This window comes from Pseudomonas siliginis, from assembly GCF_019145195.1.
GTDB classification, from domain to species: Bacteria; Pseudomonadota; Gammaproteobacteria; order Pseudomonadales; family Pseudomonadaceae; genus Aquipseudomonas; species Aquipseudomonas siliginis.
Genome location: NZ_JAHSTW010000005.1, coordinates 133,076 through 159,086 on the forward strand (window position 1 = coordinate 133,076; position 26,011 = coordinate 159,086).

Annotated in this window: 22 protein-coding genes and 5 tRNA genes; 5 read left to right on the forward strand and 22 right to left on the reverse strand. The window is 60.1% G+C overall.

Translation table 11 applies throughout. The features are described from left to right. Nucleotides 1–147: 147 nt before the first annotated feature. From KVG87_RS12095 to uvrB, 9 genes are all read right to left on the reverse strand, one after another. Nucleotides 148–591: an acyl-CoA thioesterase gene (locus KVG87_RS12095; protein ID WP_076567088.1), complete on the reverse strand. Its 444-nt coding sequence runs from the start codon at nucleotides 589–591 to the stop codon at nucleotides 148–150. A gap of 46 nt (nucleotides 592–637) precedes the next feature. Then, nucleotides 638–1,471 (reverse strand): alpha/beta fold hydrolase, encoded by an 834-nt coding sequence (locus KVG87_RS12100; protein ID WP_056784361.1) that lies wholly within the window; start codon nucleotides 1,469–1,471, stop codon nucleotides 638–640. A 30-nt stretch (nucleotides 1,472–1,501) separates the two neighbouring features. Continuing rightward, nucleotides 1,502–2,041 carry a TetR/AcrR family transcriptional regulator gene (locus KVG87_RS12105; protein ID WP_016773921.1) on the reverse strand — a complete coding sequence of 180 codons (540 nt, stop codon included), beginning with the start codon at nucleotides 2,039–2,041 and terminating at the stop codon, nucleotides 1,502–1,504. A gap of 181 nt (nucleotides 2,042–2,222) precedes the next feature. After that, a tRNA-Glu gene (locus KVG87_RS12110) sits at nucleotides 2,223–2,298 on the reverse strand. An 80-nt stretch (nucleotides 2,299–2,378) separates the two neighbouring features. Then, nucleotides 2,379–2,454: transfer RNA gene (locus KVG87_RS12115), tRNA-Ala, on the reverse strand. Nucleotides 2,455–2,507: 53 nt separating this feature from the next. Beyond that, a tRNA-Glu gene (locus KVG87_RS12120) sits at nucleotides 2,508–2,583 on the reverse strand. A gap of 79 nt (nucleotides 2,584–2,662) precedes the next feature. Then, nucleotides 2,663–2,738, reverse strand: a tRNA-Ala gene (locus tag KVG87_RS12125). A 188-nt stretch (nucleotides 2,739–2,926) separates the two neighbouring features. Then, nucleotides 2,927–4,408, reverse strand: coding sequence for a glutamate--tRNA ligase (gene gltX, locus KVG87_RS12130; protein ID WP_071171803.1), 1,482 nt, complete (start codon nucleotides 4,406–4,408; stop codon nucleotides 2,927–2,929). Nucleotides 4,409–4,605: 197 nt separating this feature from the next. After that, on the reverse strand, nucleotides 4,606–6,621 hold the full coding sequence (gene uvrB, locus KVG87_RS12135) for an excinuclease ABC subunit UvrB (RefSeq protein ID WP_016773919.1): 2,016 nt from the start codon (nucleotides 6,619–6,621) through the stop codon (nucleotides 4,606–4,608). A 337-nt stretch (nucleotides 6,622–6,958) separates the two neighbouring features. Between uvrB and KVG87_RS12140 the strand changes: the two genes are divergently transcribed. Together KVG87_RS12140 and KVG87_RS12145 are read left to right on the forward strand one after the other, a co-directional pair. After that, nucleotides 6,959–8,155, forward strand: coding sequence for an amino acid aminotransferase (locus KVG87_RS12140; protein ID WP_016773918.1), 1,197 nt, complete (start codon nucleotides 6,959–6,961; stop codon nucleotides 8,153–8,155). A gap of 232 nt (nucleotides 8,156–8,387) precedes the next feature. Continuing rightward, the gene (locus KVG87_RS12145) at nucleotides 8,388–8,588 is read left to right on the forward strand and encodes a hypothetical protein (protein ID WP_041478524.1); all 201 of its coding nucleotides are present in this window, start codon (nucleotides 8,388–8,390) and stop codon (nucleotides 8,586–8,588) included. On the opposite strand, the gene KVG87_RS12150 is transcribed toward KVG87_RS12145, so the two are convergent. Beyond that, nucleotides 8,585–8,815 (reverse strand): hypothetical protein, encoded by a 231-nt coding sequence (locus KVG87_RS12150; RefSeq protein ID WP_024012377.1) that lies wholly within the window; start codon nucleotides 8,813–8,815, stop codon nucleotides 8,585–8,587. The two genes, KVG87_RS12145 and KVG87_RS12150, sit on opposite strands and share 4 nt — an antisense overlap. Beyond that, nucleotides 8,812–9,024 carry a hypothetical protein gene (locus tag KVG87_RS12155; protein ID WP_217851068.1) on the reverse strand — a complete coding sequence of 71 codons (213 nt, stop codon included), beginning with the start codon at nucleotides 9,022–9,024 and terminating at the stop codon, nucleotides 8,812–8,814. The genes KVG87_RS12150 and KVG87_RS12155 overlap by 4 nt, the downstream gene beginning before the upstream one ends. Nucleotides 9,025–9,034: 10 nt before the next feature. Here KVG87_RS12155 and KVG87_RS12160 point away from each other — a divergent pair. Further along, nucleotides 9,035–9,110: transfer RNA gene (locus KVG87_RS12160), tRNA-Asn, on the forward strand. 113 nt (nucleotides 9,111–9,223) lie between these two features. Here the strand turns inward: KVG87_RS12160 and KVG87_RS12165 are convergent. After that, the gene (locus KVG87_RS12165) at nucleotides 9,224–10,747 is read right to left on the reverse strand and encodes a nucleobase:cation symporter-2 family protein (RefSeq protein ID WP_024012376.1); all 1,524 of its coding nucleotides are present in this window, start codon (nucleotides 10,745–10,747) and stop codon (nucleotides 9,224–9,226) included. A gap of 252 nt (nucleotides 10,748–10,999) precedes the next feature. Between KVG87_RS12165 and KVG87_RS12170 the strand changes: the two genes are divergently transcribed. Beyond that, the gene (locus KVG87_RS12170) at nucleotides 11,000–11,284 is read left to right on the forward strand and encodes a BrnT family toxin (RefSeq protein ID WP_217850862.1); all 285 of its coding nucleotides are present in this window, start codon (nucleotides 11,000–11,002) and stop codon (nucleotides 11,282–11,284) included. 3 nt (nucleotides 11,285–11,287) lie between these two features. Beyond that, nucleotides 11,288–11,623 (forward strand): BrnA antitoxin family protein, encoded by a 336-nt coding sequence (locus KVG87_RS12175; RefSeq protein WP_016773914.1) that lies wholly within the window; start codon nucleotides 11,288–11,290, stop codon nucleotides 11,621–11,623. On the opposite strand, the gene KVG87_RS12180 is transcribed toward KVG87_RS12175, so the two are convergent. The 10 genes from KVG87_RS12180 to KVG87_RS12225 form a co-directional block, all read right to left on the reverse strand. Next, nucleotides 11,620–12,453 (reverse strand): arylamine N-acetyltransferase family protein, encoded by an 834-nt coding sequence (locus KVG87_RS12180; protein ID WP_217850863.1) that lies wholly within the window; start codon nucleotides 12,451–12,453, stop codon nucleotides 11,620–11,622. The two genes, KVG87_RS12175 and KVG87_RS12180, sit on opposite strands and share 4 nt — an antisense overlap. Nucleotides 12,454–12,553: 100 nt before the next feature. After that, nucleotides 12,554–13,348 carry an exodeoxyribonuclease III gene (gene xth / locus KVG87_RS12185; protein WP_130887377.1) on the reverse strand — a complete coding sequence of 265 codons (795 nt, stop codon included), beginning with the start codon at nucleotides 13,346–13,348 and terminating at the stop codon, nucleotides 12,554–12,556. Nucleotides 13,349–13,431: 83 nt separating this feature from the next. After that, the gene (locus KVG87_RS12190) at nucleotides 13,432–14,874 is read right to left on the reverse strand and encodes a mechanosensitive ion channel family protein (protein ID WP_217850864.1); all 1,443 of its coding nucleotides are present in this window, start codon (nucleotides 14,872–14,874) and stop codon (nucleotides 13,432–13,434) included. Between the two features lie 226 nt (nucleotides 14,875–15,100). Further along, on the reverse strand, nucleotides 15,101–15,967 hold the full coding sequence (locus KVG87_RS12195; RefSeq protein WP_076567068.1) for a pirin family protein: 867 nt from the start codon (nucleotides 15,965–15,967) through the stop codon (nucleotides 15,101–15,103). Between the two features lie 158 nt (nucleotides 15,968–16,125). Beyond that, the gene (locus KVG87_RS12200; protein ID WP_217850865.1) at nucleotides 16,126–19,332 is read right to left on the reverse strand and encodes a transporter substrate-binding domain-containing protein; all 3,207 of its coding nucleotides are present in this window, start codon (nucleotides 19,330–19,332) and stop codon (nucleotides 16,126–16,128) included. Nucleotides 19,333–19,342: 10 nt separating this feature from the next. Continuing rightward, complete coding sequence (locus KVG87_RS12205) at nucleotides 19,343–19,975, reverse strand: response regulator transcription factor (protein ID WP_076567062.1); 633 nt, start codon at nucleotides 19,973–19,975, stop codon at nucleotides 19,343–19,345. Nucleotides 19,976–20,100: 125 nt separating this feature from the next. Further along, nucleotides 20,101–20,535 carry an ANTAR domain-containing protein gene (locus tag KVG87_RS12210; protein WP_041478514.1) on the reverse strand — a complete coding sequence of 145 codons (435 nt, stop codon included), beginning with the start codon at nucleotides 20,533–20,535 and terminating at the stop codon, nucleotides 20,101–20,103. 169 nt (nucleotides 20,536–20,704) lie between these two features. Continuing rightward, entirely contained in the window at nucleotides 20,705–23,404 is a 2,700-nt protein-coding gene (gene mgtA, locus KVG87_RS12215) for a magnesium-translocating P-type ATPase (RefSeq protein ID WP_217850866.1), read from the reverse strand. A gap of 559 nt (nucleotides 23,405–23,963) precedes the next feature. After that, a complete protein-coding gene (locus tag KVG87_RS12220) occupies nucleotides 23,964–25,301 on the reverse strand; it encodes a lysine N(6)-hydroxylase/L-ornithine N(5)-oxygenase family protein (RefSeq protein ID WP_076567052.1) in 1,338 nt (445 codons plus the stop codon). Nucleotides 25,302–25,434: 133 nt separating this feature from the next. Further along, entirely contained in the window at nucleotides 25,435–25,917 is a 483-nt protein-coding gene (locus KVG87_RS12225; RefSeq protein WP_016773904.1) for a sigma-70 family RNA polymerase sigma factor, read from the reverse strand. Between the last annotated feature and the right edge of the window lie 94 nt (nucleotides 25,918–26,011).

Consider the following 26,011-nt stretch of genomic DNA (forward strand, 5'->3'; position numbering starts at 1 on the left):
GCAGCAGTTTACTGGATATCGCACAAATCCGCAGAACAACACATATCTCTGTGGGAGCGAGCCTGCTCGCGAAGGCGGTCTGTCAGTTGACGCATGCGTAACTGACCCGATGCTTTCGCGAGCAGGCTCGCTCCCACAGGGTGAGATTTATATTGCCTCTGCAATCTGGATCGCCGGGCCATAGCCGTCGATAAATTCAGCCGGCATACGCTTGGGCTTGCCGGTCGACAGTTCGATGCAGACAAATGTGGTCTGCGCGCGCAACAGGGTGGCGTTGTCGCTGGGGCGTTTGAGCTGGAAATGCCGGGTCATTTTCAAGCGCTGATCCCAGTCGACGATCCAGGTCGCCAGTTGCAGTTCATCACCTTCATAGGCGGCGGCCAGGTAATCGATTTCGTGGCGGACAACCGCCATCGCCCGATCCAGCCGCCGGTATTCGACCAGATCCAGGCCGAGGCGCTGCGAATGGCGCCAGGCGCAGCGCTCGAGCCAGGTCACGTAAACGGCGTTGTTGGCGTGCCCGAGCCCGTCGATGTCTTCGGCGCCTACTTGCAGATCAATGGTAAACGGCGTTGCCCGATCCCAGCCCATGCCCCACTCCCGGTCAAAGTATTCAACCGGGGCAGTGTAACGGAGCTCAGGCTGATTGGCGCGCCTGAAGGCTGCGACCGGCAAGCAGTGATAACACACCATCAATCACTCGAGGGTCGGCCAGCACGCGTTGATGGCCGCCGCTTTCCAGGCGCAGCAGGCGACTGTCGAACCAGGCTTCGTGAATCAATTGCGATTCTTTGACCGAGACGAAGTTGTCGTCCTCGGCGTGCACGATCAGGCCGGGCATATCAAGTTGATAGTGGGCCACGTCCAGCGTTGCGGCGCGCATGCCGACGTCCTGCTCGACCTGACGAATGAACGCCGAACGCGCGCGCGGCGGCATGCCCACCATTCGCGCGAAACCGCGCAGCACGCCGAGAATCCGCGACGGTGCGGCGATGCTGACCAGGGTTTCGGTGCGCAGACCCAACTGCACGGCGAGCATCGCGCTGGCGCCGCCCATGGAATGGCCGATAACCGCTTGCAGCGGCGGCAATTCGGCAGCGGCTTCGAGCATGGCGCGGGCGAACAGCACTACATTGGCTTCTCGCCCAGGGGAGCGACCGTGGGCCGGGCCATCGAGCGCGACGACGGTGTAGCCGGCATCGACCAGAGCATTGATCAACGAGGCGAATTGCGTTGGCCTCCCTTCCCAGCCATGCATCAGCAACACTGTAGGACCTTGGCCCCAGCGCAGCGCCGACAGGCCGAAGCGCAATGTGATGCGTTCGGAGCTGGCCAACAGCGGCAGCTCCCAATCGCGCAGCGGTAGCGCGCGGGGCGTCATGAACGCCAGACGCATTTTGCTTGCCACCAGTCTCGGTGCAAACCAGCCCAAGGTACCGTTAACGCCACGAACCCACTTCAACGCGTTCATCGCACTCTCCTCAGGCTTGTTGCCTTCAGGTCAACGCACCGCCGACTTGGCGGCGCGCAGCAATCGATCGGATAACTCTCCCGGACCCAGCGCTCTGGCCAAGGCCAGACCACCAACCATCAACGCGACATCGGCCAAAGCCTTGTCGGTGTCTTCAGGGCTGGCCGCCAGCTGCGCGACCATCAATTCCAAATGCTCGTTCAGCGCTATGCGGAACGACTCCGGCAAACGCCCCAGCTCGCCAATCGAGGCCGGAATCGGGCATGCGGCTTCGCTGGAATCACGGTGTTTGCGTGACAGGTAGAACGCAGCCACCAAAGCGCGACGCTCTTCGCCGGTCAGATCGGCGTCCATGTCGGCAATCAGGTCGCGACGCCGGCCCAGCAGTTGCTTGAACGCTTCGAGCATCATCGCGTCCTTGCTTTCGAAGTGTGCGTAGAAGCCGCCGACGGTCAGGCCGGCTGCGCCCATCACTTCGCCCACGCTCGGGTCAGCCGGGCCGCGCTGAATCAGTGCGGCGCTGGCAGCCTTGAGGATGCGTTCGCGGGTTTGAGCTTTTTTATCGTTCATCGTTGCCTCCGAATATTACGACTAGAATATTATTCGCATAATAATATTCCGCAAGTCATGAATATGACCGCTGGTCTGAAGCACAGTGTAAGGAAAAAGGAGAGTTGGCCAAACGCCGGACAAACAAAAGGGCCATTCAATAATTGAATGACCCTTATAAATCCCGCAGAGCGGGTAATCGTGGCGTCCCCTAGGGGACTCGAACCCCTGTTACCGCCGTGAAAGGGCGGTGTCCTAGGCCACTAGACGAAGGGGACACAAACCCTTCTATACAACTGATCAGTGCTGAGAGCTGATCGATTCAAGGCCGGTGTGGCCAGACCTTGAACTGTAAAATTGGTGGAGCTAAGCGGGATCGAACCGCTGACCTCCTGCATGCCATGCAGGCGCTCTCCCAGCTGAGCTATAGCCCCGGATTTTTCGCCTCGCGGCGGAGTGATCTCTTGCAACATCACTTCTGTAAAACTGGCGTCCCCTAGGGGACTCGAACCCCTGTTACCGCCGTGAAAGGGCGGTGTCCTAGGCCACTAGACGAAGGGGACGCAAACCCTTCTATACAACTGATCAACGCTGAGTGTTGATCGCTTCAAGGCCGGTGTGGCCAGACCTCGAAGTGTAAATTGGTGGAGCTAGACGGGATCGAACCGTCGACCTCTTGCATGCCATGCAAGCGCTCTCCCAGCTGAGCTATAGCCCCTCATCGCTGAGGACGGGGCGAATCTTAAGGGCGTATCGAAAGCCTGTCAAACTTATTTTTGAAAAATTTCAAAATTTTTTGCCGGGATAACAATCACTTACCGCCCTCCCCCGTAAATTCGGGAGAAACGCCGAAGGCAGGATCAAAAGATCACAGCCTTCGGCAGTCCTGCAGAGAAGCAAAAGCAATCAGGCGATGGCGCCCAAGAGCTTTTCCCACTCCTTGTTTTCTTTCTTCGACACGCCGCCCAGCAGGTCAATCGCCTGGCGCAGACGGAAACGGGTCAGGTCCGGGCCGAGGATTTCCATCGCATCGAGCACCGACACCGAACTGGCCTGCCCAGTGATCGCAGCAAACATCAGCGGCATCGCGTCGCGCAGTTTCAGCTCCAGAGATTCGACCACCGCCTGGATCGTCGCGGTGATGCTGTCCTTCTCCCACTGCCGCAGGCTTTCCAGTTTCCACAGGATCAATTGCATCAACTGGCGAACCTGATCGCCGGAGAGCTTTTTCGACTCAAACAGCTTGGCATCCGGATTCACGCCGCCGGCAAAGAAGAACCCCGCCAGCGGTGCGACCTGGCTGAACGTTTCAACACGGCCCTGAACGTGCGGCGCGATCTTCATCATGTAGTCGGAATTGAACGCCCACTTCTGCACGCGGGCGGCAAACTCTTCCACCGGCAGATCGCGCAGCCACTGGCCGTTGAGCCACGACAGCTTCTCGATGTCGAAAATCGGCCCGCCGAGGGAGACACGCTTGAGGTCGAAGTTGTCGACCATTTCCTGCAGCGAGAACTTCTCGCGCTCGTCCGGCATCGACCAACCCATGCGCCCGAGGTAGTTGAGCATCGCTTCCGGCATGAAGCCCATGCGCTCGTAGAAGGTCACCGAGGTCGGGTTCTTGCGCTTGGACAGCTTGCTCTTGTCCGGGTTACGCAGCAGCGGCATGTAGCACAGCTCCGGCTGTTCCCAGCCGAAGTATTCGTACAGCAAAATCAGTTTCGGTGCCGATGGCAGCCATTCTTCGCCACGCAGCACGTGGGTGATGCCCATCAGGTGATCGTCGACCACGTTGGCGAGGAAGTACGTCGGCAGGCCGTCGGTCTTCATCAGCACTTGCATGTCCATGCGATCCCACGGGATCTCGACGTCGCCACGCAACATGTCCGGCACCACGCAGACGCCTTCGCTCGGCACCTTCATGCGGATCACGTGCGGTTCGCCAGCGGCCAGGCGCGCCGCGACTTCTTCCTTCGACAGCAGCAGTGCGCGGCCGTCGTAACGTGGAGTTTCGCCGCGAGCCATTTGCTCGGCGCGCATCTGATCGAGTTCTTCAGCAGTGCAGAAGCACGGGAACGCATGGCCCATGTCGACCAGTTGCTGGCAGTACTTCTGATAGATGTCGCCGCGCTCGCTCTGCCGATACGGGCCGTGCGGGCCGCCGACGTCCGGGCCTTCGCTCCAGTCGATGCCGAGCCAGCGCAGGGCGTCGAAGATCTGCTGTTCGGACTCGCGGGTCGAACGCAACTGATCGGTGTCTTCGATGCGCAGGATGAACTCACCGCCGTGCTGCTTGGCAAAGCAGTAGTTGAACAATGCGATGTAAGCGGTACCTACGTGGGGGTCCCCGGTAGGCGATGGCGCGATGCGAGTGCGGACGGTGGTCATGGCTTGTCTCGAAAAAATGAAGAGCAGAACAATCAAGCGGCGAATGGTAACAGGCGACACCCGCCCCGCTCCAGCGGGCAGGGTATTTAAGCCGGATGCGCTAGGCCGTCCGATTTGTGTGAAGGCCATTCGCGAGCAGGCTCGCTCCCACAGGGAAACACAATGATCGTTCCCACGCTCTGCGTGGGAACGATCCCTTATACCGTAAGCAATCGTTCGCGCAGTTTGGCAATCTCGTCGCGCATCTGCGCCGCCGCTTCAAACTCCAGATCCCGCGCCAATTGGTACATCTTCTCTTCCAGCGCGCGGATGCGTTTGGTGATTTCGCTTGGCGAGCGCAGTTCGGCTTCGTACTTGGCGTTCTCTTCGGCGGCCTTGGCCATGCCTTTGCGCTTCTTGCTGCGCGAACCGGGCACGGTGGCGCCTTCCATGATGTCGGCGACGTCCTTGATCACACCTTTCGGGGTGATGCCGTTCTCAAGGTTGAAGGCGATCTGCTTCTCGCGACGGCGCTCGGTCTCGCCAATCGCCCGCTCCATCGAACCGGTCATGCGATCGGCGTAGAGAATCGCCCGGCCATTGAGGTTACGCGCCGCGCGGCCGATGGTCTGGATCAGTGAGCGCTCGGAACGCAAGAAGCCTTCCTTGTCGGCATCGAGAATCGCCACCAGCGACACTTCCGGCATGTCGAGGCCTTCACGCAGCAGGTTGATCCCGACCAGCACATCGAACACGCCGAGGCGCAAATCGCGGATGATCTCGACGCGCTCGACGGTATCGATGTCCGAGTGCAGATAACGCACGCGCACGCCGTGGTCGGCGAGGTAATCGGTCAGGTCTTCGGCCATGCGCTTGGTCAGCGTGGTGACCAGCACACGCTCTTCGATCGCCACGCGCTTGGTGATTTCCGAGAGCAAGTCATCGACCTGAGTCAGCGCCGGCCGCACTTCAACCTGCGGGTCGACCAGGCCGGTCGGCCGCACCACCTGCTCAACCACCCGCCCGGCGTGCTCGGCTTCGTAATTGCCGGGCGTTGCCGAAACGAAAATGGTCTGCGGGCTGACCCCTTCCCACTCGTCGAAACGCATGGGCCGGTTGTCCAGCGCCGAAGGCAGGCGGAAGCCGTACTCAACGAGGGTTTCCTTGCGCGAACGGTCGCCCTTATACATCGCGCCGACCTGCGGCACGCTGACGTGGGATTCGTCGATCACCAGCAAGGCGTCGGCCGGCAGATAGTCGTAAAGCGTGGGTGGCGCCGCGCCGGATGGACGCCCGGAAAGGTAGCGCGAGTAGTTTTCGATGCCGTTGCAGTAACCCAGCTCGAGGATCATCTCGAGGTCGAAACGGGTGCGCTGCTCCAGGCGCTGGGCCTCCACCAGTTTGTTGTTACTGCGCAGGTATTCGAGGCGCTCCTGCAATTCGACCTTGATGCCTTCGATGGCGTCGAGCAGGGTTTCCCGAGGCGTCACGTAGTGGCTCTTCGGATAGAAAGTGAAGCGCGGCATCTTGCGGATGACTTCGCCGGTCAGCGGGTCGAAGGCGGAAATGCTCTCGACCTCGTCGTCGAAAAGCTCGATGCGGATCGCTTCCAGATCGGATTCCGCCGGGAAGATGTCGATCACATCACCGCGCACGCGGAACGTCGCCCGGGCAAAATCCATGTCGTTGCGGGTGTATTGCAGGTCAGCCAGGCGCCGCAGAAGCGCGCGCTGATCGAGCTTGTCGCCGCGATCCACGTGCAAGACCATTTTCAGATAGGTTTCCGGGCTGCCCAGACCATAGATGCACGACACCGTGGTGACGATGATCGCGTCCTTGCGCTCCAGCAACGCTTTCGTCGCGGACAGTCGCATCTGCTCGATGTGGTCGTTGATCGACGCGTCCTTCTCGATGAAGGTGTCGGACGACGGCACATACGCTTCGGGCTGGTAGTAGTCGTAGTAGGAAACGAAGTATTCAACGGCGTTGTTGGGGAAGAACGCCTTGAACTCCCCGTACAACTGCGCGGCCAGGGTCTTGTTCGGCGCCAGTACGAGCGTCGGCCGCTGGACCTGGGAGATGACGTTGGCAATGCTGAAGGTCTTGCCCGAACCGGTCACACCGAGCAGTGTCTGGTGCGCCAGCCCGGCGTCAATGCCCTCAACCAACTGGCGAATGGCTTCCGGCTGATCGCCGGCAGGCTCGAAGCGGGTGACTAGCTGGAATTCCGACATACACACCTCTGGAATCGCGGCGTTCCGCGTCAGGCGGAGCACCACGAGGACGACCGCAAACGACCGATGTCGCGCAAGAAAAAACCTGGATTGTGCTGAATGTGGTGGCGATTGCCTAACCTTTCAAGGCAAACGTCCTACATCCGGTAAAGAGTCTGACAAAGTCAATCGACTAACGGTCCAGAAATAATCGGAAAAACTTACCCCAAAAGCCGATTCGCCTGTCGCCATTGCGCGGTGATGGCCTCTATACTAGCTCCCCGTTTGTGCACCGCTCTAGTGCATTCGGCTGGAGCGCTACACGTCCCTCCACTCTCCATTCAGAGCCGCCGTAATAATGAGCCTGTTCTCCGCTGTCGAAATGGCACCCCGCGATCCAATCCTGGGCCTCAACGAAGCATTCAACGCCGATACCCGGACCACCAAGGTCAACCTGGGCGTGGGCGTGTACTGCAACGAAGAGGGGCGAATTCCACTGCTGCGCGCGGTGATCGAAGCCGAGACGATTCGCGTCGCGCAACACGCTTCGCGCGGTTATCTGCCGATCGATGGCATCGCTGCCTACGACCAGGCCGTGCAGAAACTGTTGTTCGGCAACGACTCGCCGCTGATCAGCGCCGGTCGCGTCATCACCACTCAGGCGGTCGGCGGGACTGGCGCACTGAAAATCGGTGCCGACTTCCTCAAGCAACTGCTGCCGAACGCTGTCGTGGCGATCAGCGACCCGAGCTGGGAAAACCACCGCGCGCTGTTCGAAACCGCCGGTTTCCCGGTGCAGAACTACCGTTACTACGACGCTGCCACCCACGACGTGAACCGTGCCGGCATGCTCGACGACCTCAACGCCCTGCCGAACGGCTCGATCGTTGTCCTGCATGCTTGCTGCCACAACCCGACCGGCGTCGACCTGACCCCGGCGGACTGGAACAAGGTGCTGGAAGTGGTCAAGGCCAAAGGTCACGTGCCGTTCCTCGACATGGCTTACCAGGGTTTCGGCGACGGCATCGATGAAGACGCCGCCGCTGTGCGCCTGTTCGCCGAATCCGGCCTGACCTTTTTCGTCTCAAGCTCGTTCTCCAAATCGTTCTCGCTATACGGCGAACGCGTTGGCGCACTGTCGATCATCAGCGAATCGAAAGAAGAAAGCGCGCGCGTGCTGTCGCAGGTCAAGCGCGTGATCCGCACCAACTACTCCAACCCGCCGACCCACGGCGCCAGCATCGTTGCTGCGGTGCTGAACAGCCCGGAACTGCGCGCGCAGTGGGAAGCCGAACTGGCCGAAATGCGTCTGCGTATTCGCGGCATGCGCGAGCAGATGGTTGCCCTGCTGGCGGAAAAAGCGCCGGGCCGCGATTTCAGCTTCGTCGGTCGTCAGCGCGGCATGTTCTCCTACTCCGGCCTGACCACTGAACAAGTGCATCGCCTGCGCAACGAGTTCGGCATCTACGCCCTGGACACCGGCCGCATCTGCGTGGCTGCCTTGAACCAGAGCAACATCAAGGCTGTGACGGACGCGATCGTTCAGGTCATCTGATTTCGGCGAGTGATGAAAAAACGGGAAGCCTTGAACGGCTTCCCGTTTTTATTTGTCTCAGAAAACGCCTTGCAACCTCTAGACTGGACTGCACACAAATCCAACCTGTGGGAGCGAGCCTGCTCGCGAATGCGGTCGGCCAGTCGATGCTATGTCAGCTGACAAGACGCTTTCGCGAGCAGGCTCGCTCCCACAGGACATGAGCCGAACCCGGAACCTTGCGAGAACCCACATGAAAAACGACAACCTGCGCGCCGACCGTGACGACCTGGATGATTTCATCCCGCGCGCTCCGGCCAAGCGTGAAAAGAGCCTGGTGCTGCAAGTCGCCACCGGGGTATTCCTCGGTGGCCTAGCCCTGTGGCTGGTGCAACTGGCGGCGACGGCGGTCTATGCCAAGCTGATGCTCGGCACGATTACTTTCGGCAGTTAAGCCAGTTCAGCCGAGCGCTGGGTGGCGGCATCGTCGTAAATCACATACAGCGATTCGGCGACCTGGCTTTTGATGGCCTTGCTGCTTTCGAGACCGAGGACGAAACCTTCGGCCTTGCCGCCGGCGCGGTTCAATTCTTCGGCGGTACTTGCCCCGGTGATTGCATCGAAAAGTTTTTCGGCGTGCGGGCCGATCCCTTTGGGCAGGCTGATCTGTGCAGTGCTCATGCGAGCACCTCGGTGTTGCGGGTGATTTGAGTCATGGCGCGTACCTTTGCGGCGAATGGCCGGTAGCGCGTGTGACCACTTCCGGGCTGCCATGGTAGACCTCTGAAGTCATTCTGGTAACCGCCAATCGCTGACAAAATGCCGTCCGTCCCGACGAATCGCAAAAGTTGCCAGGCGATGCTTGACTTCTCTTTTTGAATCAGTAACATACGCACCAATTCCGCAATAGCTCAGTTGGTAGAGCAAGTGACTGTTAATCACTGGGTCCCTGGTTCGAGTCCAGGTTGTGGAGCCAAATAGCAAAGCCCCTGAATCGCAAGGTTCAGGGGCTTTTTTGTGAGCGCATTAAAAATACCAAAAGGCCGATCTGTTTGGGCAGATCGGCCTTTTCCGTTTCAGACGCAGCGGTCAGACATGTTCGCTGCTTTTCACCTGCACCTTCGGCGCGCCGTGGCCATGATCATGGTCATCCGGCTCGATCACTGGCACTTCCTTGCCATCGCAATCATGCAGCTTGCCGTCGCTGAAGTAATCGCCTTCACGCAGCGCGGCGAGATCGCGATAACGCAGAGTGCGCTCTTCGGCTGCGGCGAACACCGACTGTTGATCCGAGTTGCCGGTCGTGAAGTGGTTGAACGCCAGGTTGAGCAGGATCGCCATGATTGCCGACGAACTGATGCCCGAATGGAAAATCGTCGCGAACCAGCTCGGGAAGTGATCGTAGAAGTTCGGCGCGGCGATCGGGATCATGCCGAAACCGATCGAAGTGGCAACGATGATCAGGTTGACGTTGTTGCGGTAGTCCACCTTCGACAACGTGCGGATGCCGCTCGCAGCCACAGTACCGAACAGCACGATCCCGGCGCCGCCGAGTACCGAAGTCGGCACGGCAGCAATCACCCGGCCCATGAACGGCAGCAGGCCGAGCACCACCAGGAACAGGCCGCCGGTGGCGACCACGAATCGGCTCTTGATCCCGGTCACCGCCACCAGCCCGACGTTCTGCGCGAAAGCACTTTGCGTAAACGAACCGAAGATCGGCGCAAACATGCTCGACAGCATGTCGGCGCGCAGGCCGTTGCCCAAGCGTTTGGAATCTACCTTGGTGTCAATGATCTCGCCCACGGCGAGGATGTCCGCCGAGGTTTCCACCAGCGTCACCATGACCACAATGCACATCGACAGAATCGCGGCGAAGTGGAAGGTCGGCATGCCGAAGTGGAACGGTGTCGGGAAGCCGAACATGGGGCCGGTGGTGACACTGGAGAAATCCGCCATGCCGAGGAACACCGCCAGCACCGTGCCGATGACCATGGCCAGCAGAATCGACAGCCGAGAAATGGTCGCGCTGCCAACCTTGCTCAGCAGCAACACCAGCACCAGCGTGACCGCCGCCAGACCGATGTTCTGCATGCTGCCGAAGTCCGGCGCGTGGCTGTTGCCGCCCATCGCCCAGCGTGCGGCCACCGGCATCAGCGTCAGGCCGATGGTGGTGATCACAATGCCGGTGACCAGCGGCGGAAAGAACTTGGTGATGCGTGAGAACACCGGCGTGATCAGCAAGCCGATCAACGAGGCGGCAATCACCGCGCCCAGCACCGACTGGAAACCGCCCTCCCCGCCACTGCTGACGATCGCGACCATGGTCGCCACGCCGGAGAACGATACGCCCTGGACCAGCGGCAGCTGACAGCCAAAAAACGGCAGACCCAGGGTTTGCAGCAACGTCGCCAGCCCCCCCGCAAACAATGAAGCAGCAATCAACAGACCAATGTCCGCCGGCGACAGACCGGCCGCCTGGCCAATGATCAGTGGCACCGCAACGATACCGCCGTACATGGTCAGAACATGTTGCAGGCCGTAAGCCATATTCGCGCCGACCCCGAGGTTTTCGTCCTCGGGCCGTTGGTGTGAAACATGGGGCGTTTTCATGGTGGGGGGTTCCCTGGTTTTTGTTATGCGCACACTGTATTCAATACTCAGGACAAATGTCCATAGAGTTGTATACAACTTGTCAGTCACATAATGGTTAGGTAGCCATCCAACCTTCTAGCCTGCGCTTCTTGCCCCAACAAATTCGGCAACACATCCCCGCTGCGCTCGCGCCAGTGCCCACTAGGCTGAAGTGTTCACGGCGACCGACGGTGTAGTCGCGCTCTTTTTTATACATATAAAGTATGCATAATGAAGTCATTCAAGATTCAGTACGACAAAAGCAAAAACCCAGCCAACAAACTCAAGCACAAGGGCATCAGCCTCGCCGAAGCCGAACCGGTTTTCCATGACGAACGCGCACTGACACTTGAGGACAACGACCATGACGAACAACGCTGGATCACCCTCGGCCTCGATGCCAAAGGTCGTGTGCTTGCCGTTGCTTACAGCTATCGCGAAGCCAATGTTGTTCGAATCATTTCCGCACGTCTCGCCACACCCAGCGAACGACGCGCGTATTTTCAGGAGGCTTGACCGATGAAAGACGAATATGACTTTTCCGCAGGTAAACGCGGCGCAGTAGCGCCGAGCAAGGGCAAGACCCGCATCACTATCATGCTTGATGACGCGGTGATCGAAGCGGCGCGTACCGCCGCGGAAACCGAGGGCTTTGGCTACCAGACTGTGATCAACAACACCCTGCGCCATGCTCTGCTTGATGGCCCACGCCAGCAGGGAAGCGCTGACGATTCAGGTCTGACGGGGCAATTCAAGAAAGGCATCACCGCCACCGATCTCAAGAGTCTCGAGCGAAAGCTGTCAGCGGCCATCGGCGAAATCCGTCGCGTATTGGAGCCTGATGTAAAGCCTTAGATGGAGGCTGGCGCGATGACCCGAGCCAGCGCTTGTCGCACACGCGGTGAATCAGGCACCTGAAGATCGAACTCGCGCCGCAGCAATTTCATCAGCTCGTCGACGTCTGCCACCTCGCGCCGCTCACTGTCCGCGCCCATGTGATGAATGGCAAAACTGCCGTTGTTCAGGGTTTTGCGCCAGCCAGCGCCGGTGCGCGCCACCATCAGGCGCTGGGCGAACGGTGACTCGGGATGCGTCGAGACGTACCAGTTGCCAACGGTGTAATCGATGTCTTCCTGGCGTTGCAAATCGAACAGGTACATCGGCCGCCATTCGCCTGCGACTTTGGCGCGCAGCAGGTAGCCATCAGCTTGCTTGTCGATACGGTAGGGTTCGTGTGGGGTGGGTTGCTCATCTTCACTGTCGAGCAACAGCGGCGCGGTGGGCACCATGCCGCCAAAGCCGACGTCGGTGATGTAACGCACTTCGTCGATGGTCACCAGACTCAAACGATGGGTGCGCGCCGTCCAGCTGCCTTCCGGTTGATTCATCACCACGCGCCCGCTGATCGCCCGCGCGTCGAAGCCCAATTCAAGCAGCAGCGCATAAAACAAATGATTGAGCTCATAGCAGTAGCCGCCCCGCCCCTGCTGCAATACCTTGTCTTCGATGGAGACCAAGTCGATCAACACCGGCTCTGCACTGATCGTTGCCAGATTTTCGAAAACAAACCGAGCGGTGTGGCGGGACTGCAACTGGCGCAACGTATCCAGCGTCGGTGCCGGCGGCGCATCGAAACCCAAACGTTGCAGGTACAGATTGGTACTGGTCAGCCGTGGCGCACTCATTGCTCGATCCTTATGCATGGGCCGCAGAACACTGCGTGGATGTTGCCCTGTATACGGGATCAGGCACAGTTTTCGACAATTGATTTCGCCAATCGCCCGTTCAGCGTTTTTTCCGCGAGCCGATGCGAATCCAAGTCGGCGCATGGTCGCTGGCGTGCGGTTCGTTGCGCACCCAGGCGTCAACACCGGCGTCGTGCAGATACGGGCTCAATGCCGGGTTGAGCAGCAGGTGGTCGATGCGCAGGCCGGAGTTGGTTTGCCAATGATTGCGGAAGTAATCCCAGAAGGTGTAGAGGCGTTCTTCGGGATACACGTGGCGCAGGGAATCGGTCCAGCCCTGATCCAGCAGCCGCTGGTAGCACTCGCGGCTTTCGGGTTGCAACAAAGCGTCCTTGAGCCAGGATCGGGTGTTGTAGATGTCCATGTCGGTGGGCACGACATTGAAGTCACCGGCGAGCACCACGGGGTGATCGCTGCTTTGCAGGTCTTTGGCGTAATTGATCAGACGCTCGAACCAGGCCAGTTTGTAATCGAATTTCGGCCCCGGCTGCGGGTTGCCGTTGGGCAGATACAGGCAACCGACCAGCACACCGTGGACCGCCGCTTCGATATAGCGGCTGTGCGTGTCATCGGGATCGCCGGGCAAACCGCGTCGACTCTCCAGCGGCTGTGCATCGCGCGCCAGAATCGCCACGCCATTCCATGACGCCTGGCCCTGCCAGATTGCGCCGTAACCGGCGGCCTCCAGTTCGGCGGCGGGAAATGCGCTGTCCACTGACTTGAGCTCTTGCAGGCAGACGATGTCCGGTTGCTCGCGCTTGAGCCATTCCAGCAGATTCGGCAGCCGCGCGCGCATGCCGTTGACGTTGAAGGTGGCGATTCGCAGGTTTTTCATCGTCTGCAACTCCTGCCCGGTGGGATTGCAAATTGTGACCCTGAGAACGCCGCGCAGGTTGCATCGAATCACAAAGCGACAGCTCAGACGCGATTACGCAGCCATTGCAGAAAGCCTCTTTTCGGCGCGACCACGGGCGTTTCCTCGGTCAGCGACTGCGCCTTGTGCAGACGGAAATCGAGCAACGCCTGCATCGCATCGTGGATGTCATGGCGCGCGTCCAGGCACGGTTTCAGGTAGGACCTCTCGATGCGATACAGGGCGCAGAAAGTCTTCGCGGAAAAATCCGCCGGCAAGGCGGTGTCGGAAAGAATCCCGGCCTCGCCGATCACCTCACCCGGCCCCATGCGCCCGGATTCCAGTGGTGCACCATGGCGCTTGAGCGTCACCGAAACCACGCCGGACTCAATGATGAACAAGTGATCGCTGACCTCCCCGCCCGCCAGGATCGTCTCGCCGGCGCGGAAAGTTTGCAGGGTCATGTTCTGGCTGAAGGTGTCTTTTTCTTCTTCACGCAGAGTCGAGAAGATCGGTGAGCTTTCCAGCAGCGCCCGTGGCCGCGACAACTGCGGTGCGGCGCTGGTCTCGTTGCTCGACAGCAGATTGACGCCGGAGGCCTGCAAATGCCGGTAAGCGAGGTCGAACAACTGATTGCGCACCACGCGCTTCTCGCCCATCGAGGCGACAAATCCACTGATTTCGTACTCCGCGCCGCCGCTGGCAGAACTCTTCAACGACACGCTGGGCGCCGGTGTGTCGAGCAATTGCCGACAACCCTGCATTGCCCGCTCCAGCGCCTCGATTACCGAACTGGGCCGGGCATGGGGGCTGACGGGCACGCTGACGGAAACGCCGAACATATTGCTCGGTCGGCTGAAGTTGATGATTTTGGCTTTCGCCGCCAGCGAGTTGGGAATCACGGCCATGCTGCCCTGGCTGGTTTGCAGACGCGTGGCGCGCCAGTCGATGTCGGTGACGCGGCCCTCGGTACCGTCGATGGAGATCCAGTCATCAAGTTGATAGGGCTTGGTGGTGTTGAGGACGATGCCGGAGAACACATCGCTCAACGTGCTCTGCAAGGCCAGACCGACGATGATCGCCAACGCGCCGGACGTCGCCAGCACGCCTTTGACCGGCAGATCGAGCACGTACGCCAGCGCCGCAATGATCGCGATGAGGAAAATCACCGCGCCGAGCAAGTCCTGCAACAGCCGGCCGGTGTGGCCGACCCGCTGCATCATCGCCGCGCCGATCAACACCGTCAGGGTGCGCGCACCAAACAGCCACCAGCCGATCTGCAACCCGGTCGCCGCCAGATGCAGCGGCACGTTGTCGGCCCACGGTGCCGGTTCCATCGGGTTGAGGCCTTCGTTGAACAGCACAATGCTGAACAGGGCGAAAATCAGTACCCGCACCAGCAGCTTCCATTCGCTGCCGCGAGAGCTGATCAGCCGCCACAGGCCAAGATCGAGCAGGATCAGGATCAACGCGCTAAACAACGGGTGTTCGGTCAGCAGAGACAGCATCAAACAACTCCGACAAAGGCCAATCGCGAGAAGATCGCACAGATTGGCACAGTGTAGGAGCAATTGATTTCGGCGGATGAACAGCGTCTCGAAAACGCTGAAAAACCTGTGGGAGCGAGCCTGCTCGCGAAGGCGTCCTGTCAGTCACTACCTCTTCGACTGAATCAGAGCATTCGCGAGCAGGCTCGCTCCCACAGGGAATTTCAGTTGCCAGTAAAGCTTCGGTTCAGGCGTGCATCTGGCCAAAGCGCCCGGACTGGAAGTCGGCGAAGGCCTGGTGGATTTCCTGCTCGGTGTTCATCACGAACGGGCCGTGGCCAACGATCGGTTCGTCGATCGGCTCGCCGCTGAGCAGCAATACCACCGCGTCTTCGCTGGCCTGGAGAGTGAGTCGATCACCGTCGCGTTCGAACAGCGCCAACTGCCCTACCCCAACCGACTCCGCACCGTTGACTTGCACTGAGCCTTTCAGCACCACCAGTGCGGTATTGCGTCCTTCGTGCAGATCAAGCGTCAGCAACTTGCCAGCATTGAGGCGCAGATCCCAGACGTCGATCGGCGTGAAGGTGCGCGAAGGTCCGGTGTGCCCGTCGAATTCACCGGCGATCAGACGCAGACTGCCGGCGTCGTCCTTGAGCGCGACGCTCGGAATGTCGCGGTCGAGAATGGTCTGGTAACCCGGCGCGGCCATTTTGTCCTTGGCCGGCAGGTTGACCCACAGCTGGACCATTTCCAGCTTGCCGCCGGTTCTGGCGAAGTTCTCCGAATGAAACTCTTCATGGAGGATGCCGGACGCTGCGGTCATCCACTGCACGTCGCCCGGGCCGATGGTGCCGCCGCTGCCGGTGGAGTCGCGGTGTTGCACTTCGCCGTCGTAAACGATGGTCACGGTTTCGAAACCACGGTGCGGGTGCTGGCCGACGCCACGCTGTTCAGTGGTCGGGGTGAATTCGGCGGGACCAGCGTGATCGAGCAGCAGAAACGGGCTGATGTGCTTGCCCAGGTTGTCGTAAGAGAAAAGTGTGCGCACCGGGAAACCATCGCCGACCCAATGGCCGCGCGGGCTGGTGTAAATGCCGATGATGTTTTTCATGGGGTCTCCAATGGGTAAATGCATTGGATTAAGCCTAAAGGCATATCGAATATTCGACTAGAGGGTGCATATCGGCCTGAGTGTTCCATAGGCAGAACAATTGATTTGGTGATGCGCTATTCGCGAGCAGGCTCGCTCCCACAGGAGACTGCGTTGGCTCAGAGACAGCGCGCGAGGCCGTGCATGGTTTCGCGCAACTTGCCGATGGCACGGTCGATGACAGCGTTGTCACAGTCTCGGCACGCCGTGTCCAGATCTGCGCACGCCGCAACAACCCGCGCAGCCCCAACCATTTGCGCACCGCCCCTGATGCGATGGGCCAGCTCACGCAGGCCGTTGCGGTCGCCGACGTGGGTCTGATCCAAAGCCTGCAGATCGTCGCGCAAGCTATTGCCGACTTCCTTGCGCAAACGCTCGATCAACGAGTGATCGGTCCCGGCCATCTGCTCCAGGGCACTCAGGTCAATCTCGACCGACTCGGCGCCAGGCAGTTCATCCTCGTGAAGCTCGCAACGGCGGGCGCCGTTCATGGCTTCAGCCAGATCGTGCAAGCGAATCGGTTTGAACAGGCAGCCGTCCATACCGGCATCCAGACAACGCAGGCGCTCTTCGATCTGCGCGTTGGCCGTAAAACCGAGGATCAGACAGGGCCTGCGGTCGCTGGCGGCTTCTTCGTTGCGAATCGCCTGTGCCAGCTCATAGCCATTGCGGCGCGGCATGTTGCAGTCGGTGATCACCACATCGAAGGCCTGGGTTCGCCAGCGGTCCAGCCCCTGTTCTCCGTCGCCCACGTCTACCGTGCGATGCCCCAATTCACTCAGTTGCCAGCACATCAGCAAGCGATTGACCGGGTGATCGTCGACCACCAACACGCTTAATACACAGGTCGCGGCTGCCGCCTCGGGCGTTGCCAGTGTGGTCGTCACCAACGTCAGCAGCGGCAACTGGATATTGATTTTTACTCGCGTGCCTTGCCCGAGATCACTATCGAGACCCAGCGTGCCGCCCATCATTTCGCAGAGGTTACGGCTGATCACCAGCCCCAGGCCGGAACCGCTGCGCGCCGCTTGAAGGCTATTGCTCGCTTGAACGAACGGGCTGAACAGGCGCTTTTGATCTTCAGCACTTATACCGATGCCGCTGTCTTCGATCAGCACTTGCACACTCACTTGCTCGTGCGATATCGCAACGATCTGCAGTCGCAGGCAGACGTCACCTGACTGGGTAAATTTGATCGCATTGCTCAACAGGTTGGAAAGCACTTGTTTGAAGCGCGTCGGATCGATCAACACATCCACGTCGGCGCGCGGATCAAGCTCGATGCGCCACAACAAGCGTTTCTGCCGCGCCAGCCCTTCGAACACTCGGCATACCGATAACACCGTCTCGCGTAAATTAGCTCGCTCGGGCGCGAGGGACAAATGCCCGGACTCGATACGAGCGATATCGAGAATGTCGCCAATCAACGCCAATAATTGCTGGCCGGCATTCGACGCCACCTGAATGGCGAGTCGATCAGTCACGCCCTCCTCTGCGCGCTTGAGGGCCAGTTCGAGCATGCCGATCAGGGCGTTCATCGGCGTGCGGATCTCGTGGCTCATGGTCGCCAGAAAAGTACTCTTGGCCCGACTGGCTTCGTCCGCCGCGTCCTTGGCCTGTTGCAGTTGCAGCAACCATTGCTGACGCTGGTGGATCTGCCGGCGCTGCCAGCCAATCCACAGCAGTGCCAACAGAAGCAAGGCAGCTGCGCTGGCGAAACCCAGCAGAATCTCCTGACGGTGGCGCAGCCAGTAGCTGTTCTCGACCACTACATCGTGGCTCCAGCGCTCGACCAGTTCATCCATTTGCTGCGGCGCAATGCTCAGTAACGCCTTGTTCAGGATCGAGTGCAGCAATGCCGATTGCGGTGCCGTGGCCAATGCGATGCGCGCCGGCTGATCGCCAACGGTGCCGGTAATTCGCAGGCGATCGCGGTACTGCCGGGCAATCAGAAAACGCGCCACCAGCAACGAGCTCACCGTTACGTCGACCTGTCCTCGGGCAATCAGCGCCATGCCTTCGGCAGGGCTTTTGACTTCGACCAGACGTAGTCCGGGCACGCGTTGCAGCAGGTATTCGCGCAACGGGTGGCCGCGATAGATGGCCAGGCGTTTGCCCGCCAGGTCGTCGAGTGGCAATGGATGTTGGCCGTTCGCCGCACTGACCAGCACGAACGGATTGTTCAGATAGGCGCGGGTGAATTGCAGCTGCGCTTCCCGCTCGGTGCTCGGCGTCACCACCGGCAGGACATCAAGTTCACCCGCCTGGAGCTGCTCGAACTGATCGTTCAACGAGGTGCCACGCACGATCTCGAAATTCAGCCCGCTGCGCTGGGCGATGAGGCTCAACAACTGCGCTGCCAGGCCGTTGAAGCGTCCCTCGGCATCGAAAAACGCCAACGGTGCGAAGTCTTCGACCGCGCCCACCCGCACCACCGGGTGCTGATCCAGCCACTGCTGCTCTGCGGCGCTGAGCTGTACCCGGGACTGCTCGGCCATCTCGGCGAGGCCGACACTCCAGCGCTGTTCGATCAGATGCCGACGTTCCATGGGCACGGCCAGCAAGGCCTTGTCGACGATGCGTTTGAGCACCACATCGCTGTGCAATAACGCAAAGGCGAACGGATTGGCATCAAGCCCCGACGGCCCGGCCAATTGCAGGTCGTTGCGATAGTTGGTGTTGATCAGATAATTGGCGCTGATGAAGTCGCCCAGGTACACGTCGTCGGCACCGAAGGCGACCGCGCCGAGTGCATCCATGGCCGAAGCATAAAGCTGCACGTGGGCGCCGGGGTAGAACGCCTGAACATGGGCCAGTGGCAGGTAATCCTCGACCATGGCGATGCGATTGGCCGTCAGGTCGGCGGGCAGCTTCTCGTCGTGGCGCGTGACCAGCATCGGCTGATCTTCAGCATAAGGCCGCGACAGAATGAAGGCCGGATCCGCCGCTTCGAAACTGTTCGAGGTGCCCAAGAGATCAACGTCGGCGCGCTTGAGTGCGGCCATCAGTGCCGGCCGATCGGCGAAACGCCGCACTTCGATCCTGATGCCGAGCAGTTGCGCCAGCAGATCGGCGTAATCGGCGGTCAGCCCTTCCAGCTCATGCTGTTGGCGGGTGATTTCGAAGGGCGGGTAATCCGGGCCGGAGATGCCCATGCGCAAGACTGGATGCTCACGCAGCCACTGGCGTTCCCTATCATCGAGGCGGACCTGGATACCCCCCGGTTCGAGGCGCGCCAGCACCTCCAGCGTCTGCGGCTGATCATTCGCCCAGACCAAGGCCACAAGCCCCAGCCAAATACCTAAAACCCGCAGTCCCTGCGTCATGTCGAGGTACTCAGATCAAGTGATTGCGCTTGGCGAACTCACGCAGAAGCACCAGCGAACCCAGGCCAAGTTTCGCCATCATGCGGGTCTTGTAGGTGCTGACGGTCTTGTGACTCAGGTGCATCTCCTGGGCGATGGCTTTGTTTGGTTTGCCCAACGCCAGGTTCACGAAAATGCATAACTCTCGATCGGACAGCTGAGCGATCAGCTCCTGTTCAGTGCGTTGCACCGCGTTGTACAGACCGCTGGTATTGGGCAACGCGGAGAAATAGGTGTGGCCGGACATCAGCGCCTTGATAGCGTCGTGCAGCAGCGTCAGATGATTGCTCTTGGTCACGTAACCCCGCGCGCCCGCGCGCAGACAGCGCTCCTGGTAATGCGTGGGCTCATGCATGCTGAACACCAGGATCCGGCAGCGTGCCGTCGGCGCTTTGATCTGGATTCGCGCCAGCACTTCCAGCCCGTCCATGGACCCCAACCCGAGATCGAGCACGACCAGGTGCGGATCATGCGCGCAAATCAACGGCACGACTTCATTGCCATTGGACGCTTCATGAATCTGCGTGAAGCCTTGAGCCTGCAGGACAATGCGAATGGCCGCGCGCACGACTGGGTGATCATCGACGATCAGCGCTGACTTCATTGGTACTCCTGCAAAATCGAAGACACCGCAACAGTCTGTCCCGGAGTCGGTGGCTGCGCCGGCACTGTTACATGGATGAGCAAGAGAATCACCTGTCAGGTCTGACAGTTGTGCAGAGTGGTTTTTTATGCATTGGCATGGCGCAACGACGCGTGAGAGTCGGGCGGTGCCTGGCGTTCGTCGCAAGCTTCGACTCTCGCCATCACCTGCCCGATGAGCTGTGAATTGGGCAATGGCGTCGGGCTGATCTGCGCGTTTTCCTGAGCAAACCCCGCAACCGCCAGCAAGGGCGCCGACGGTTCGTTGTAGATCAGAGCGTGGCGAACCTGTGGGTGATCGAGCAGAAAGCCCGACAGATCCAGGGAGCCTGCCGCCAGCTCGGCATTGATCACCAATACATCGAACGGCTCGCAGCCGTAGTCGACCAGGGTCAATAATTCGCCGAGATTCTGCACCGGGGCGACGCGGTAGTAGCCGAGCGAGTTGAACAGGCGCTCGATTTTCATGCGATGAAAATGCTGCGGGTCGGCGATCAGGATGCGCAACGCTTTGTTGCTCATGGTCATTCTCCCGGTGAGGTTTGGGGAGGGCAAGACTACGCAAGCGTCGGGGATAGCTCTGTAGGACTTTTCCTAAAAATCCGCTCATTCATCCGGCGGCCCTGACGCATCAATATCCCCTGTGGGAGCGAGCAGGCTCGCTCCCACAGGGGAAAGCATTCCATGGCTGCTATTGCCAGCCGAATCGACGGATGTAGAAGCCTTTCACCGCTTGAGTCAAAGCCATGTACGCCAGCAGAATCATTGGCAGAAACACGAAATACAGCGACGGCAATGCCTGCAACTTGAAGTAATGCGCCAGCGGGCCCATGGGCAGGAAGATGCCGACTGCCATGATGATCGCCGTCATCACCATCAGCGGCATGGCTGCACGGCTTTGCAGGAACGGAATCTTCGGCGTGCGGATCATGTGCACGATCAGCGTCTGGGTCAGCAACCCGACCACGAACCAGCCGGACTGGAACAGTGTCTGGTGATCCGGGGTATTGGCGTCGAACACGTACCACATCAAGGCGAATGTCGTGATGTCGAATATCGAACTGATCGGGCCGAAAAACAGCATGAAGCGCCCGACGTCAGCCGGCTGCCAGCGCTGCGGCTGTTTCAGCATCGCTTCGTCGACGTTATCGAACGGAATGGCGATCTGCGAAATATCGTAGAGCAGGTTCTGCACCAACAGGTGCATCGGCAGCATCGGCAGGAACGGGATGAACGCGCTGGCGACCAGCACCGAGAACACATTGCCGAAGTTGGAACTGGCAGTCATCTTGATGTACTTGAGCATGTTGGCGAAGGTACGCCGCCCTTCGAGCACGCCCTCCTCCAGCACCATCAGGCTTTTTTCCAAGAGAATGATGTCCGCCGCTTCCTTGGCGATGTCCACCGCGCTGTCCACGGAAATGCCGATGTCGGCGGTGCGCAGCGCCGGCGCGTCGTTGATGCCATCGCCCATGAACCCGACCACATGGCCGTTGCCCTTGAGCACACGGACGATGCGCTCCTTGTGCGACGGCGTGAGTCTGGCGAAGACGTTGGTCGTCTCGACCGCCATGGCCAGCTCAGCATCGCTCATGCGCTCAATGTCATTGCCCAGCAGCAAACCCTGTTGCGCGAGGCCGACCTCACGGCAGATTTTCGCCGTCACCAGCTCGTTGTCGCCGGTCAGCACCTTGACCGCCACGCCATGCTCGGCCAAGGCCTTGAGCGCTGGCGCGGTGCTTTCCTTCGGCGGATCGAGGAACGCCACGTAACCGATCAGCGTCAGTTCCTGTTCATCAGCCAGGCTGTAAGTCTCGCGCCCTTCTGCCATTGAGCGAGCCGCGACCGCCACCACGCGCAGACCTTCAGCGTTGAGGGCGCCGGTGACCTGGCGAATCCGCGCCAGCAATTCATCGCTCAATGCCTCATCAACTTCGCCGTGACGCACCCGGCTGCACACCGCCAGCACTTCTTCCACCGCGCCTTTGCAGATCAATTGATGGGGCTGACCGCGGCGCTCCACGACCACCGACATGCGCCGGCGATTGAAGTCGAACGGGATTTCATCGACCTTGCGAAACGCACTGCCGACCTTGAGTTCACGATGGACTTCCACGTGTTCCAGCACCGCCACATCCAGCAGGTTTTTCAGGCCGGTCTGGTAGTAGCTGTTGAGGTAGGCAAGTTCCAGCACAGCGTCAGAATCCTCACCCCAGACGTCGACATTACGCGCCAGAAAGATCTTGTCCTGAGTCAGGGTGCCGGTCTTGTCGGTGCATAGCACGTCCATGGCGCCGAAGTTCTGGATCGCGTCGAGGCGTTTGACGATGACTTTTTTGCGCGACAGGAACACGGCGCCTTTGGCCAGGGTCGAGGTGACGATCATCGGCAGCATTTCCGGGGTCAGGCCGACGGCAATCGACAGCGCGAACAGTAGCGCTTCGCTCCAGTCGCCCTTGGTGAAACCGTTGATGAACAGCACCAGTGGCGCCATGACGAACATAAAGCGGATCAGCAGCCAGCTGACCTTGTTGACGCCCTGCTGGAACGAGGTCACCGCCCGGTCCGTCGCGCCGACCCTTTGCGCCAGCGCACCGAAGTAGGTGCTGTTGCCGGTGGTGAGAATCAGCGCAATCGCGCTGCCGGACACGACGTTGGTGCCCATGAACAGAATGTTGTCCAGCTCCAGCGGGTTACGCGTGTCGCGATCGGTGTGCCGGGTGAATTTCTCCACCGGCATCGATTCACCGGTCATCGCTGCCTGGCTGACGAACAGGTCCTTGGCGCTGAGCACGCGGCAATCGGCGGGAATCATGTCGCCGGCCGAGAGCACGATCAGATCGCCGGGCACCAGTTGCTTGATCGGCAGCTCCCGGCGTGGGCCATTCCGGCGCAGCACAGTGGCGGTGTTGCTGACCATGGCTTTGAGCGCATCGGCGGCCTGATTGGATTTGCTCTCTTGCCAGAAGCGCAGCAGCGTCGACAGCACCACCATGGAGAAAATCACCACGGCCGCCTTGAGGTCTTCGGTCAGCCAGGAGATCACCGCAAGCAAGGTCAGCAGCAGGTTGAACGGATTTTTGTAGCAGTGCCACAGATGAGTCCACCACGGCAGCGGTTGCTCGTGCTCGACCTCGTTGAGGCCATGTTGCGCACGCAGTGCATCGGCCTCTACCTCGGTAAGCCCCTCGCCGTGCGTGCCCAACGACGACAGCAACGCGGCGCTGTCGGCATGGGCGGCAGCCACCAGCGTATTGGCCAGCGTCGGCGGCACTTCACGGTTGACCTTGGTGTCGTTGATCGAATCCAGCAACGCGAGGCGACGGAAGTGCCGGGCGATGTGACGGCTGCGCAGAAAGCCTGCGAAAAATTCCTTGAGCGTGAGTTTCATGGCTGTGTCCCCTGTGGTCAGCCGGGAAACCGTCGAGCAGGTACCGCCGCGCCCTGGCACCGCGAAAACCGGCACGGCAAGGCGTGGCACGCCGGTCGGGTATGACAGGCGTGTCGATAGGCTGCGATGACGACTGAGGTCGCCATCACGCCTGGTTCAGCGTCGATGAGAAGGACGTCGAGACACGACCCAAAACCGGCCGTGCACGGGATGCCGCTGCTCGCTGTTACGGCGAGACAACGGCAGGGAAAGACTGCGCGTTATCTTGCCGAGAATCTGCCGGTGATCGAGACCGGCCGACAACTGTCACTCGAACAAGTACCCACTGTGGGTCTCCGCAATTGATGAAAACGCGCGCAGCTTACGCCCGCAGCGAAACAGCTGGAAGAGGTGTTTTCGGGGAATGTGGGGGGTGTTCAGGAAGGGTTCAGATTCAGGATCTGTGGGGCTTTCCATGGCCCCTTCGCGAGCAGGCTCGCTCCCACATTCTGGCCTGCGTTCACAGAACCATTGTGGGAGCGAGCCTGCTCGCGAAAGCGGTATGTCAGGCAATGCAGATTCAGCTGGCAGTGGCCAGCAACAACTCCGCCACCGAGCGGCTGTGCCCGCGCTGCTTGCCATGCTCGTACAGCGAGCCGGCGATTTCATCGGCGCGAATCGGCAGCACCGACAGCAGCGTATCGCTCAGGCCATGGCTGGCCTGGCAGAAGCCCTGCATATATATGCCGGCCTTGCAGCGCTCGTCGGTGATCAGTTTGTAGTTGCGATCGACCTCGAACTCACCGAGGTATTCCTCCAGCGGCGCAAGCAACTTGCGGTGCATCTGGCGCTCGTAACCGGTGGCCAGCACCACGGCGTCATAGATTCGCACCGTTACTTCGCCGGTGGCGTTATTGCGCACGGCCAATTCGATACCGTTTGCCGTGGCATTGGCGCTCTCGACGGTGGTCAGGGTGCGGAACGCATGGCGGGCAATCCCGGAAACCTTCTGCCGATAGAAGATGCCGTAGATGCGTTCGATCAGGTCGATGTCGACCACCGAATAGTTGGTGTTGTGGTACTCGTTGACCAGACGCTCGCGCTCGACGCTGTTCTGCTGGAACACCAGATCAGTGAATTCCGGCGAGAACACCTCGTTGACGAACGGGCTGTCATCCGCAGGCTTCAACGCCGAACCACGCAGGATCATGTCGACCTGCACCGACGGGAATGAATCGTTCAGATCGATAAAGGCTTCCGCCGCGCTCTGCCCGCCTCCGATGATCGCGATGCTCATCGGTTGATTGTTCACGCATGGCTGTCTGGCCATTTGCGACAGATACTGCGAATGGTGGAACACCCGATGATCGCCCTTCAGCGCCTTGAACGCCTCTGGAATGCGCGGTGTGCCGCCAGCGCTGACCACCACCGAACGTGTGGTACGCACGAATTGCTGGCCGTCGCTGCCCCGGGAAATCACCCGCAATGCCTCGACCTGCTGGTTGTGCAAAACCGGTTCGATGAACTGCACTTCTTCGCCATAACGGCTCTGCTCGGTGAACTGCCCGGCCACCCAGCGCAGGTAGTCGTTGTACTCCATGCGGCATGGATAAAAAGTGCCGAGGTTGATGAAGTCGACCAGACGCCCGTGGTGCTTGAGGTAATTGACGAACGAGTACGGGCTGGTCGGATTGCGCAGGGTCACCAGATCCTTGAGGAAGGAAATCTGCAACTCGCTCTGCGTCGACAAGGTGTTGCCGTGCCAGCTGTAAGTGGCCTGCTTGTCGAGGAACAGCACATCCAGTTCGCCCTGGATCCGGCCGCGCTCTTGCAGGGCGATGGCGAGTGCCAGGTTCGAAGGGCCGAAACCGACGCCGATCAGGTCGTGAACGATGGGCGATGCAATTGCCTGTGTCATTTCCAGTGTCCTCTGGATGAACCCCTCAACGCGGGGAAATAAAGCCTGGGTGGCCTGACCGGCCTGAATCAGGTCAGCAGGTCGTCTGTTGAGTAGGAACGAGGACGATGAAAGGAAATTTAACCGGTGCGGATCACTGGCCATCCCATTGCTGGATGCGCAAGCGGCAATGTTTCATGGCGTTGACGATGTGTTTTTCCACCAGCGCCCGGGAGATGCCGAGGGTCTGGGCGATTTCCGGATGGGACATTCCTTCGATCTTGCGCAGCAGAAAACTGTCACGGCACAGCGGCGGCAGCTCGGCCAATGCGCGCTGGAGCATTTCCAGGCGCTGGCCGTGATCGAGGGTGCCGTGGGGAGACGGAGTGAAATAGCGCTCTTCGTTATCCAGCACGTCCAGCGATTCGACCTGACGCAGCGCGTTGCGACGGTGATCGTCGATGACCAGGTTCAATGCGGTGCGATAGAGGAAGGCCCGGGGTTGTTCGATCGGTACCTCGCTGGAGCGTTCCAGCACCCGTACATAGGCGTCATGCACCACATCCTCGGCGACCTGACGGTTGCCCAGTCTGGCGTTGAGGAAACACACCAGCTCACGATAGTAGTTTTCCAACATGACTCCCGACCGCATCGATGCCGTTTCTGTCCTTGAGCGCACTGATCAGACCTGCGGATCACGCAGTAGCAAGATAGTGGCAACTTGAGGTGCG